Below are 14,630 nucleotides of genomic sequence, written 5' to 3'. Positions count from 1 at the left end.
ATTTGTATGGGGAGAGAAATAAAAAAAATAACAGAAGAAAAAGCAATATATATTCCCACGGAAGAGATTGAAGTATATAACGCTTCTGAAATAAGAGAGGAATTATCAGAAATGATAGATAACGGAGTAAAAGAAATAATAATAGATCTTAGAAATGTAGAGTATGTAGATAGTTCTGGATTAGGAGTTTTAGTATCTACAATGAAGAGATTAAAAAAAATAAATGGGAAAATGATTTTATTATCTCCTAAAAATGCAATAAAACAAGTCTTGGAATTGACAAGTCTTGATAAAGTATTTACAATAGAGTATGATGAAAGCAATATAAAGTAAAATATTTTAAAATTATAGAATAAATAGATGGAGGTAAAAATGAAAGTATCATATAGCGAAGATAAAAAAAAGAAAGTTACTATTGTAAAGATAGATGGTGAAGTTGATGTATATACTTCGATATCTTTGAAAAAAGAGCTTAATAAATTATTAGAAGATAATAAAAATAGACTTTTAATAAATTTAGAAAAAGTATCTTATATGGACAGTTCAGGTCTTGGGGTTTTAGTAGCAATGTTAAAGAAGAGCAGAAAAGAAAAAGGAAATTTAAAAATAACAAATTTAACAGAGAGTATAAGAAAAATATTCGAATTAACAAGATTAAATAAATTTTTTGAAATTTTTAACACAGAAGCAGAAGGGTTGAAAAGTTTTGACTAGGAGGATAGGAGAGAATATGTTAAATATAAAAGTAAATAGAGTAAAATTTTTAGGAGTAATTCAAATAGTAGAAAGAGCAATATCAGAAAATAAAATAAGACCGATAATCTCTGGACTTTTTATGGAAGCAAAAGGAAATATAATAACATTAAAAGGAACAGATCTTGAGATGACAATTACTTCAACAATAGAAGGGGAAGTTATTGAAGAAGGGACAGTCGCATTTTCTCATAAATTATTAGTGGAATATTTAAAAGAAATTTCAGATGAAACTGTACAGATAAATGAAAAAGATGGGGAATTGAAAGTAATAACAAAATATTCTGAATCAGAATTTTACGTATATGATTCTGATGAATATCCAAGAATAAAATTATTAGAGCATGGAAATGAATATTATATTAACAAAACTATATTTTTAGACGGTTTGGAAAAAGTGAGTATAGCAACAAGTGATACAGAGAATTTAGCAGTAAATTGTGTTAGATTAGAAATAGAAGATAAAAAGATAAAAATGATAGGGACTGATAGTTTTAGATTGGCTTATTTTGAAGAAACTTTATCTACAGATACAGTGAGCAATAAAATTTTAAAAATTAGTATACCTTTAAAAACGGTAGATAGTTTAATAAAAACTTTAAAAACTATTGAAGGTGATGTCATTAATTTAAAATTTGAGGGGAACCAAATATTTTTTGTAATTGGAGAAGTTGCAATATTAAGTAGAATTATAGATTTAGCTTATCCTGATTATGCAAATATATTAAAAAATCAAGAATATAGTAAGAAAATTTTTATGAAAAAAGATGAGATGATATCATTAATGAAGAGAGTGCTATTATTTGTTAGAAATAATAAAGAAGGTAAAAATAGTGGATTATTTAATTTTGTTGGGAATAAATTATATATAAAAGGTATTTCAGATAAAGCAAAAGTAAATGAAGAGTTAGATATATTAAAAGAGGGTGATGACCTTAAAATTTCTTTAAATGTAAAATTTATTTTAGATTATATATTGCAAGTAGAAGAAGAAAATATAGAATTGAATATGTCAAATGCAAGTAGTGGAGTTTTAATTGAGGGAGAAGGTAATAATAAATTTATATATTTAACTATGCCATTAGCATTAAGAGAAGATTAAAAAGAGAATATTAAAAATAATAAGGGGGAGAGCAATGACAACATTAAATGAATGGGAAATTAATCAAATAGTAAATGCTACTTCAAGAGATCCTCATGGTGTTTTAGGAATTCATAAAATAAATGAGAAAGATTTTTCAATTAGAGCATATAATCCAGCAGTAAAAAAAATAGAAATAATTTTTAATGAATTAGAAAGCCCTATAGAAATGGATAGAATTACAGAAGATGGGTTATTTGAAAAAAAAGTAGAATTAGAAGATTTTGCAAAATATAAATTTAAATATACAGGTCATAATGGTGTTGAATGGGAAAGATACGATGCGTATTCATTTTTACCTTCAATAACAGAATATGATATGTATCTATTTAATGAAGGAAATCACCATAGAATTTATGAGAAATTGGGAGCACACATAAAAGAGATTGATGGAGTAAAAGGAGTTTCTTTTGGAGTATGGGCACCAGAAGCAGAAAGAGTAAGTGTAGTTGGACATTTCAATAGTTGGGATGGAAGAGTTAATCAAATGAGAATATTAGGAAATTCTGGAGTATGGGAGCTATTTATTCCTAATATTGGAGAAGGTGAACTGTATAGATTTGAGATTAAAACTAAAAATAATGATATTTTATTAAAATCAGATCCATATGCCTTTTATTCAGAAGTAAGACCAGATAATGCCTCTGTAGTTTATGAAATAGATAACAAATATGACTGGAATGATGATAAGTGGCTAAAAAATAGAAGAGAAAAAGATCAATTGAACTCTCCAATGTCAACTTATGAAGTACATTTAGGTTCTTGGGCAAGAAAAGTAGAAGAGGAAAATAGAGTTTTAACTTATAGAGAAATGGCGGATTTATTAGTAAATTATGTAAGTGAAAATAATTTTACACATGTAGAATTTATGCCAATATTAGAACATCCATTAGATGAGTCTTGGGGATATCAAGTTACAGGATATTTTTCAACAACAAGTAGATTTGGAAAACCTGAAGATTTAATGTATTTAATAGATAAATTTCATGAAAAGAATATAGGAGTTATATTAGATTGGGTTCCTGGACATTTTCCAAAAGATGTACATGGATTAGGAAGATTTGATGGAACAGCTCTTTATGAACATGCAGATCCAAGACAAGGGGAGCATAAAGATTGGGGAACTTATATATTTAATTATGGAAGAAATGAAGTTAAAAACTTTTTAATAAGTAACGCATTATATTGGTTTGATAAATTTCATTTTGATGGTGTAAGGGTGGATGCTGTAGCATCAATGTTATATTTGGATTATAGCAGAGAAGCAGATGAATGGGTACCTAATAAATTTGGGGGTAGGGAAAATCTTGAAGCAATAGAGTTTTTACAATATTTTAATTCTATTTCTCATGAATATTATCCTGGAATAGTAACAATCGCTGAAGAATCAACAGATTGGCAAGGAGTATCGAAGCCAACATATTTAGGTGGACTTGGTTTTTCTATGAAATGGAATATGGGATGGATGAATGATACTCTTGAATATATTGAAAAAAACCCTATATTTAGAAGATATCATCAAAATAGTTTAACTTTTTCTTTAGTATATGCTTTTTCAGAAAATTTTATATTAGTTTTATCTCATGATGAAGTAGTTCATGGAAAAAAATCTATGTTAGATAAAATGCCTGGAGAATATTGGGAAAAATTTGCTAATTTAAGACTATTTTATTCATATATGTACGCTCATCCTGGGAAGAAACTAATATTTATGGGCGGAGAATTTGGACAATGGAAAGAATGGAATTGTAAACAAAGTTTAGATTGGGATTTGTTAGAATATGCTCCACATAATAATTTGAAAAATTTTATAAAAGATTTAAATGGAGTATATAAAGAAAATAATGGATTATGGGAAAATGATTTTTCTGGTGAAGGATTTGAATGGATAGATTTTAATGATGCAGACAATAGTGTTATTTCATTTGTAAGAAAAGGGAATAATCCTGATGAAAGAATAGTTTGTGTATTTAATTTTACTCCTATGGTTAGATATGGATATAGATTAGGAGTTCCTGATGAAGGTTACTATGAAGAGATATTAAATAGTGATTCGGAAAATTATTTTGGAAGTAATAATGGGAATTATGGTGGAGTTTGGAGTGAGCAAATTCCATGGCAAGGAAAAGGTTATTCGATTGATATAACTTTGCCACCACTTGCAGGTGTATATTTTAAATTAAAAAAATAATTTATAAAAGAGTTGTCATATTATAATGGCAACTCTTTTTTTTTGTAGGAAAATAGGTGAAAATGGGGTATAATATATAGTAGAGAAAAAGATAATGGATAACTGATAATTAATAATTAAAAGTAAAATATTTTTAAATTGGGAGTGTCAAAAGTTTATAAAAATTACAATGTAAATTTTGGAGGAGATTATTATGAAAAGAGCGGGGATTATATTATATTTTATTATATCTGTAATTGTTTTTGGGGGAATAAAAGGAGAGTATTATAATAGTATTGATTTAAGTGGAGGAGTTGCTTTAGAGAGAATAGATAATGAAATAAATTTTAATTGGGGGAGTGGGAGTCCTAGTACTATTAATAATGACGATTTTTCAGTGCGATGGGAAGGAGTATTATTAACAAAAAATATTAGTGGAGATTATCAATTTATAACAACATCAGATGATGGAGTAAAATTATGGATAAAAGATAGTAGTACACCATTAATAAGTAATTGGACTTTGCATGGAACTACAGATAATACAGGAACAATAACATTAGAGGCAAATAAAGAATATTATATAAAAATGGAATATTATGAACATACAGGAGCAGCAGTAGCACAATTATCTTGGATACCACCAGGTGGAACAAGAGAGATTATATCTGCTTCAAATTTAAAAGAGGCTTTTTCTGATTTGGTATTAGATTATAGATTAATAGGAGATGCAAAAGATAGTAGTGGAAATAATAATAATGGAATAGTATCTAATGCAGTATTAACTCAAGATAGAAATAATAGAAATGATAGTGCGTATAAATTTGCTGGAACAAATAGTAGTTATATATCTACTTCAAATTCGAATAGTTTAAATATTTCATCAAATATTACTGTTGCTAGTTGGGTAAAATGGGATATAAATCCTCAAGATGGAGTATTAAACAATAAAATTATTGATAAATCAGGACAATATTCATTAGGTCATAATGGTGATAATAGTAAATTTTCATTTGGATTAAATGGGAATAAAAGTATAGAAAGTAGTTCTATTGTAAATACTAATAGATGGTATTTTGTAGTTGGGACTTATGATGGAAGTTCATTAAAAATATATGTAAATGGGAATTTAGAAAATCAAACAAATTATTCCGATCCTATAATTACTAACACAAACTCTATACTAACGGGGAAAAATTTTTCTGGGATTATAGATGAAGTTAAAATTTATAATTTAGCTTTAAATAACACTGAAATATTAAATATGTATAATGAAGAAAAGCCGTCATATAAAGGGATAAAAGGAAAATATTTTAATAATATAACTTTATCAGGAACTCCAGTTTTGGAGAGAATAGATAATGAAATAAATTTTAATTGGGGGACTGGCTCTCCTGATACTGTTGTGAATAATGACGATTTTTCAGTGAGATGGGAAGGTGTCGTAAAAACAAAAAATATTGCTGGAGATTATCAATTCATAACAACATCAGATGATGGAGTGAAATTATGGGTAAAAGATAGCAGTACGCCATTAATAAGTAACTGGAGTTTGCATGGAAGCACAGATAATACAGGGACAATAACATTAGAGGCAAATAAAGAATATTATATAAAAATGGAATATTATGAACATACAGGAGCAGCAGTAGCACAATTATCATGGATTCCACCAAGTGGGACAAGAGAGATTATTCCAGCTTTAAATTTAGCACAAGCCTATTCTGATCTAATATTAGATTATGAATTTATAGGAGATACTAATGACAGTAGTGGAAATAATAATACTGGGATAGGTTATAATATAACACTTACTGGAAATAATAGTGGAAAAGCGAATGAAGCATATGGATTCGCAGGGAATGTAGATAGCTATATTGAAACAGCCGACTCTGGAAGTTTAAATCCTACAGATAAAATATCTGTAATGAGTTGGGTGAAATTTGACGAATTACCAACTATAGCTACTTATGTAACTGAAAAAAATGGACAGTATGGAATTGGATATGAAAATGGAAAATTATTTTTTGAAATAAATGGTACAAAATTAATTTCAAATAGTAATATTTCTGCTAAAAAATGGTATTTAGTAAGCGGAACATATGATGGCTCATCTATGGATATATATATAAATAATGTTAGAGATAATTTTGTTGGAAAAAGTGGAAATATAAATATATCATCAAATAAATTAATAACTGGAAAAAATTTAAAAGGAGCAATAGACAATATAAAAATTTATAATAAAGCTTTAACTGGTCAAGAGATAAAAGATTATTATAAAGAAACTAGTCCTTCATATAATTGTATCAAAGGAGAATATTTTAATAATATAGATCTAAATGGGACTCCAGCTTTAACTAGAATAGATAATGAAATAAATTTTAATTGGGGGACTGGATCTCCAGATAGTCTTATAAATAATGACGATTTTTCAGTGAGATGGGAAGGATTTGTAAAAACAAAAGATATTGCTGGGAATTATCAATTTATAACAACATCAGATGATGGAGTTAGATTATGGATAAAAGATTCAACTAATACCTTAATTAATAATTGGACTTTGCATGGAACTACAGATGATACAGCAACAATAAATTTAGAGGCAAATAAAGAGTATTATATAAAAATGGAATATTATGAAAATACAGGAAATGCAGTAGCACAATTATCTTGGATACCTCCAGGTGGTACAAGAGAAATTATACCAGAAAATTATTTATATCAACAGAAATCAGATCTGTTACTTTATTATGATTTTGAAGATGACAGTTTAGGATATGTAAAGGATACAACTGAAAATGGTTATGATGGGATAGAAAAAGGGGACTTTTCTATAGTAAACAGTGGGAAAGTAGGTAAATGTGGTTATTTTGATGGAAATGGAGATTATTTAGCGATAAAAGCTTTGAATTTTAAAAATAGTGCAGATTTAGAAAATTTAAGTGTGGCAGCTTGGGTAAAATCAGATAGTAAAAACAGACAGATAATATCAAGCTTTGATAGAAGTGAAAATTGGAGATTATCTTTAAAAGATGATATGAATAATAATATAGGTTGGGATACAACTTCTGGGAATGTAACAGATGATTTTGGAAGCAGCAGTGATTATACAGATGGAAAGTGGCATTTTGTGGTAGCAACTTATAATAAAGGGAATAAAAAAATATATGTAGATGGAAATTTAGTTGAGAGCAAAGCTGGAAATGAAACAGGTTTGGGAAGTAATACATTAAGATATGGATTTGTTGGAACTGGCTCTGAAGCAAATAGTGAAGATGGGACGACTGGTCCTGATTACTGGTTTGATGGATATATAGATGAATTTAGAATATATTCAAAAGAGTTAAGTCAAAGTGAGATAAATAGCTTATATTTAGAAGGACAAGATTTAGTTGCTGAATATAAATTTGATGGAGGATTAACATTAGATAGTTCAGGCTTTAATAATGATGGGATTATAAATGGTGGAGTAGTAGAGACTGAAAATAGAGATGGAGATTCTGGAAAAGCTTTAAGTTTTGATGGAAGCACAGGATATGTTGAAGTAGATGATTCAGAAAGTTTGAATCCAACAAAACAATTAACATTATCAGCTTGGATAAAATGGAATATAGATCCAACTACAGGAGAAAATTATGCAGAAATATTATCCAAAAATGGAGATGATCAATATCAATTACAACATAGCAGTGGTAATGATAAATTTGAATTTGCAATAAATACAACTAGTGGAAGAAAATATATACAAAGTACAACTTCTCCAGTTGCGGATAAATGGTATTATGTAGTTGGTACATATGATGGAATTAATATGAAGCTATATGTGAATGGGGCTTTAGAAACAACAACTGGTTATACTGGAGATTTATTAACATCAAATGAAAAACTAGATATAGGCAGAAGAAGTGTAAATAATGATAGATATTTTAATGGGGCTATTGATGATGTGAAAATTTACAGAAAAGCTTTAACAGCAGATGAAATAGGGAAAAATTATGTTAGCAAGCCAGATCTATTGGTGTATTATGATTTTGATAATGAAATATCAGGAAAAGTAAAAGATATGTCATATAATAACAATAATGGAATAATAAAAGGAGGATTTCACACAGTTGATGGTGGAATAGATGGAAAAGGTGGATATTTTGATGGAACTGGAGATTATTTAAGTATTGATAATCTTAATTTTGGAAATGCCAATGGGATAACAGATTTAACTGTAATGGCTTGGGTTAAATCTTCATCTGAAAATAAGCAAATAATATCAAGTTTTGATAGAAGTGAGAATTTTAGATTATCATTAAAAGATGATATGAATAATAATATAGGTTGGGATACAAGTTCTTTAGGAACTGCAACAGATGATTTCGGATATGATAAAGATTATGTAGATGGAAATTGGCATTTAGTTGCAGCAACTTATAGTAATGGGAGTAAAAAAATATATGTAGATGGAGAAAAAGTAGCAGAAAAAACAGGGGTACATGCAAGTAAAGGGATTGGTACGGGAGCTGATAGATATGGATTTGTAGGAACTGGGTCTGAAGCAACAACAGTAGATGGAGCAACTGGTCCTGATTATTGGTTTAATGGGATTATGGATGATTTTAAGATATATTCACGAGAATTAAGTAGTTCTGAAATATCTAAGATATATACAAATGGTCTGAAATTAATAGCTCATTATAAATTAGATTCTGATACTAATGATTATAGTGGAAATAATCATAATGGAACAGGTACAAATATATCTTTTGATTCAAATGGAGAAGTGGATGGAGCTGGAGTATTTAATGGAGTGGATTCTAATATTCTAACAGATGATTTTAGTGTGCCAGAAACATTTTCAGTGGTAATGTGGGCAAATCCAAATTCTATAGATGAAAGTGGATTTATATCTAAAACAGATTTAAGCGGGAATAATATTTTTGATTTTGGATATGATAATAATGGAGTTTTTGTGAAAATAAGAGATAGTATTAATTCAGAAGGGATAAAATTAAAAGGATGGGAACATTTAGCTGTAGTTATAAAGAAAATAGATGCAAACAGATCGAATGTAAAGGTTTATAGAAATTCAGAGATTTTATGGGAAAAAGATATGAACAGTGTAATTGGAGACAGCATAGGAAATGGGTGGAAAATTGGGGCAAACTCAACTAATAAATATTTTAATGGGGAATTAGATGACATTAGAATTTATGGAAAAGAATTAAGTGTTGATGAAATAACAGAACTATATAGAGCAGCTGGAGCAAATGAAAATTTTACAATATATTATCCATTTACACATAATAATCCAGATAGCGTGACACCAGATAGTACAAAAGATGAGAGCAATAGTGGGAATGATGGAATATTACATAATGGAGTAACGATACAAGATGAGACTAAAAGAGTAAATCTTGGAAAGACAGCATATTTTGATGGAATAGATGATTATATAGAGGTTCCAAATACTGATTCTATTAACACAGGAGTTCATGATAAGCGGTCAATATCATTATGGTTTAAGCCAGAAGATTTAAATAGTAGGCAAATTTTATATGAAGAAGGTGGAACAGTTAGAGGTTTAAATATATACATATATAATGGAAGATTATATTTTGGCGGGTGGAATGAACCTTCGAATGAAAGCAATTGGAAATATTCATCTATTTCAACTGATGAGATAGAAGTAGATAAATGGTATCATGCTGTACTTGTTTTAGATGGAACTGATCAATTAACATCAGGAGCTTTTAAAGCATACTTAAACAGCAGATTGCTTGATGAGCAGGAAGGGTCAAAATTATGGCCACATCCAGGACTTGTGGGGATAGGAGCAGAAAATAATGGAACAAAATTTCATGATATAGGAGATGATGGTGGTAGTACAAAATATTTCTTTAAGGGATATATGGATGAAATTCATACTTTTAATGAAGCAATTAATCAAGATAAAATAGATGAATTGTATAGTGTAGGGTTAGATGTAATAGCATATTACCCATTTGATGATAGTACATCTAATGATAAAAGTGGGAATGGAAACAATGGGACATTATATGGTGGAGTACGTTATGAAGATGGATATTTTGGGAAGGAAGCTTTGTTTAATGGAATAGATGGGTATATAAATTTAACAGATTTTTATGTGCCACCTACATTTACCGTTGCAATGTGGGTAAGACCAGATGAAACACAGACAAATCAAGCTTTTGTTTCGAAAAGTTTTACTAACGGAGATAATCTATTTACAGCAGGATATTCTACTACTGGATTATATGTTGATTTGAATGATAAGAATATAGATTTTAGCAGTAGTGGTTTTAAAAGTCGTGAATTTCAGCAGTTTGTAGTAAAAGTAGAAAAATTAACTGCTCTCTCTTCTAAAGTGACAGTTTATATAAATGGAGAGAAAAAATCAGAAGAGAATGTAAGTTCTGCATTTAATGAAGTTTATGGAAATTCTTGGATTTTAGGAAAAGATATTAATAATAATTATTTTCAAGGTAATATGGATGATGTTAAATTCTATGGTAGAGGTTTATCTGATGAAGAGGTAGCGGACTTATATAAGGAGATACATAAAGACTATAAGAACAGATTAGAGATATATTATCCATTTGAAAGAGACACAGGAGATGGGAAAGTAAAAGATGAAAGCGAAAGTGGAAATGATGGAGTAAAACATGGAAATATTATATATGAACCTGGTAAACAAGAACAAGGAGCCAGATTTGACGGTGCGTCATATGTAGAAGTTCCAAATACAGAAGATTTGAATACGGCAACTATTAGCAAAAGAACAGTTTCACTTTGGTTTAAAACAGATGATGTAACGACAAAACAGGTTTTATATGAAGAGGGAGGAACTGTAAGAGGTTTAAATATTTATATAGAAAATGGTAAAATATATTATGGCGGATGGAATGAACCAACAAGTGAAAGTAATTGGGATTATAGTTTTATTAGTGCAGATATTGTAGCTGGAAGATGGTATAATGCCGTCTTAGTATTGGATGGAACATCAAATTTAGAAAACGGAGCTATGAAAGCATATCTAAATATGGAGCTTGTTGGAACTGCCGAAGGTTCAAAATTGTGGCCACATCCAGGAAATATTGGAGTTGGAGCTGTTAATAATGGAACTAAATTTCACGATTCGGGAGATTATAGAGGAACTGGTCTCTATTATACTGGATTATTAGATGAGATAAGAATATATAGAGATGCTTTATCATTAGAAGAATTACAAAAGATTTATGGATATCAAAAAATAGTTATAAATGAAGTAATGTGGGCTGGAGATGAATATATTGAGCTTAGAAATAAAACTCCATATGATGTAGACCTTGAAGGATGGATGATTAATAATGCACAGTATTCTCAAAATAGCAATCCTTATATAGAGATTGCTAATGCAAAAGGGATAAGTGGAAGTAGTACAACTATTCCAGCAGATGGATATTTATTAATACAAAATGAAGATAATTCCAATATAACAGGTTGGACCATTGCAGATAATTCTGTAACCAGCAATGAGAAAGTAAGAGTTTTTGTATGCGCAGATAGTAATAAAATGAATTTGAATAATTCTGGAGAACAGTTGATATTAAAAGATAATAATTATATTACAGTAGATATGGTAAACATAGAAAATAGCAGTTGGCCAAAAGGGAAAAATGAAGTTGGTGGAATATCTATGGAAAGATTTCAAGAAAACACTATTCCTCCTGGAACTGCAAGTGGAGATGGAACTCTTGATACTAGCTGGTACACTTTTACAGGAGTAACTGACAGTAACATACAAAAAAACTTAGATAAATATGGAAATATAAGAAAAGGAACACCAGGAGATTCAAATAGTTTATTATTTAAAATTAATTCGGTTTCGCCAATTAATTTTACAGATAAGACATTAACTGCTACTATAAATATAGCAGATTATCTTTATGGACAAACTGAACATGAACCAAAAGATTATATTGATTCAATAGAATTTTCAATTGGAAATAGTGAAGTTTATTCTAAAGATAATGTTATAGTTCCTTGGGAAGAGATACCAAGTAAAGGGACAGATATAAATAAAGATTTGTCTTCATATACTTTGGAAGGGAATTATTATATATATGTAAGAGAAAAAAAAGGAACTATTTATTCAGATGTGTATGTTAGTAATTCAGTATATTTGAATACAATAATCAATATTACAGATGTATGGGATACGTTATCAGGAGATAATTCTAAAGATTATGATGTGACAAGTAGAAGTTCTGGAATATATGGAATGATAAAAATAGATGCAACTTCTAATGTAGATAGTATAAACTATTTTGAATATAAAATTTACGTTAAAAATAGTTCTGGAGTAGAAAGTGTAGTGCAGAATTGGGTAAATAATAATAAAAATTTAGAAATATCTCAAGGCGGAATACCTCTTACAAATAATTATACTTATTATATTGAGGTTAGGGCAGATTATGGAGTTAATCATAAAAAAACAGCTCCAGTAAGAAGTGATGGTATAATTTGTAAAACAGAATTTGGAAATATAAATATATATAAAAATAACAGTAAAACAGATGAAATATTAGAAAGTATATGGAATAATACAGGAGAACCAGTTGATAGTAAAATTTATATTGAATGGATAGAAGATAGTTATGCGAGTAGTTATGAATATGGAATGAAGGCTGGATCAAAAGATAGCATAACAATATCAGATGGAGATTTTACAGGTAATACAACTGCTACAAATTTAGATGATTTTAATATTTCAGAAGGAGTAAAAACATTCTTTATAAGAGCAGTTTATCCAGATGGAGTAAAAGGACAAATTAAGAAATTTGAATTGAAAATTGATGATACAAAACCAGATATAACTGGAATGGGCTTAATAGATGTAAGAGCAGATTTGACAAGTGATGTGGAATGGACAAATGGAGAAACACCAGAAGGGGCTACATATACATTGAAATGTATGTACAATGGAGCAACTGATAGTTTAAGTGGAGTGGACCATTATGAATATGGAGCTTGGAACAGATCTGAAAATGTTACGGTATTTGATTGGGAAAATAGAGGAGTATCAACAGGAGTTACAACAAAATCAGGATTAAGTTTAACAGAATATGATAATACAGATAATACAATATATATTCAAAAAATAAGAGTATATGATAAAGCAGGGAATTATATAGATGTAGAAACAAATGGAGTTAAATTTGACAAAACAAAACCAGATGTAAGTGGAATGAATTTAATAGATGTACGAGCAGATAAAACGGAAGATGTGGAATGGACAAATGGAGAGACACCAGAAGGGGTTACATATACATTAAAATACAATTATAAAGGAGCATTAGATAATCTAAGTGGAGTGAACCATTATGAATATGGAGTATGGGATAGTGAAGGAGTAGTGTCCAATTGGGAAAATATAGGGAATACAACAGGGACAGGAATAAAATCAGCTCTTAATTTAACAGAATATGATAATACAAAGCCAAATGAGTTAATATATATTCAAAAAATGAAAGTATATGATAAAGCAGGAAATATATCAGATGTTGTGGAGACAAATGGAGTAAAATTAGACATAACAAAACCTGTTATAAGTAATATATATTTAAGAGATAATGATAGTGATGTATACAGAACTGGGGAAACTAGTGGAATATATTATGGAAATAGTAGTAATTTAAAATTAAATATAGCTGCTAGTGATAATTTAGCAGGAGTTGGTGGTATGAAATATGGATTGAGTGGAGATTTAAGTAGTGAAAATTATATTTTATATAATAGTCCAACTGATTTTTCGTTAAATTTAGGGAATGATGGAGAAAAAGATATATTTGTACAAGTAGTAGATAATGCAGGGAATGAATCAGTAATAAAAGGTAGTAAAAGTGAATTTAATAATATATTTAATTATGATAATACTGTTCCTGTATTTAATGCAATAAATGGTAACGGAGATAAATTGGGGTATCAAGAAAAAGAGGGAAGTGAGATAATAATTCCTTTAACAAGTGGAACAGCTATAGCATATAACTATATATTTGATTCTAATGATTGTGATACAAGTGATAAAGATATTGATGTTAAATTGATATTTAATCCTACAGAAAATTATATTTGGAAAATTATTATAGCTAATAATAGTATAGAAGAGATTGGTGAATTTAATGATAGTAGTGGGAATTTATATAAATCAGTTATATGGCAAAATGCAAGTGGAGATTATGCAGATACAAATCCAATGGAAATTAAGTTATATGATAAAGCAGGAAATTATGTAGAAGAGGATAGAGTATTTATAAAAATATTATCTGGAGATATTAATAAAAAGATAATAGATGCATATATTGATATATATGGAAAAAAGAAGCATATATATTATATTGAAACTTCAAATGGAAATTTTGAGAAATATTATCTGGATAGTGATAAATGATAAAAGTGATTATTATATAAGTATAAGGGACGATTTTAAAATAATATTTTGATTTTCTTTTAAAAGGCTCAAGGCTTTTTTATGAGAAGCACATAAAAAAATAAAACAGAAAAAGCTTTCTC

At 28.8% G+C, this 14,630-nt stretch carries 5 protein-coding genes; all 5 read left to right on the top strand.

The window, feature by feature from the left end; all coding sequences use genetic code 11:
- Positions 1-6 precede the first annotated feature (6 nt).
- The 5 genes from RDY08_RS06190 (at position 7) to RDY08_RS06170 (ending at position 14,508) form a co-directional block, all read left to right on the top strand.
- Positions 7-333 (top strand): STAS domain-containing protein, encoded by a 327-nt coding sequence (locus tag RDY08_RS06190; protein ID WP_307903506.1) that lies wholly within the window; start codon positions 7-9, stop codon positions 331-333.
- A 39-nt stretch (positions 334-372) separates the two neighbouring features.
- Entirely contained in the window at positions 373-714 is a 342-nt protein-coding gene (locus tag RDY08_RS06185; RefSeq protein WP_307903505.1) for an STAS domain-containing protein, read from the top strand.
- Positions 715-730: 16 nt separating this feature from the next.
- Positions 731-1,855, top strand: a complete 1,125-nt coding sequence (dnaN, locus tag RDY08_RS06180) for a DNA polymerase III subunit beta (protein ID WP_307903504.1) — start codon at positions 731-733, stop codon at positions 1,853-1,855.
- 34 nt (positions 1,856-1,889) lie between these two features.
- A complete protein-coding gene (glgB, locus tag RDY08_RS06175; RefSeq protein ID WP_307903503.1) occupies positions 1,890-4,085 on the top strand; it encodes a 1,4-alpha-glucan branching protein GlgB in 2,196 nt (731 codons plus the stop codon).
- Positions 4,086-4,278: 193 nt separating this feature from the next.
- Entirely contained in the window at positions 4,279-14,508 is a 10,230-nt protein-coding gene (locus RDY08_RS06170; RefSeq protein WP_307903502.1) for a LamG-like jellyroll fold domain-containing protein, read from the top strand.
- The last annotated feature ends 122 nt before the right edge of the window (positions 14,509-14,630 follow it).

It is taken from the genome of Haliovirga abyssi, assembly GCF_030295325.1.
Lineage (GTDB): Bacteria > Fusobacteriota > Fusobacteriia > Fusobacteriales > Haliovirgaceae > Haliovirga > Haliovirga abyssi.
This window is presented reverse-complemented; position numbering and strand designations above follow the sequence as displayed.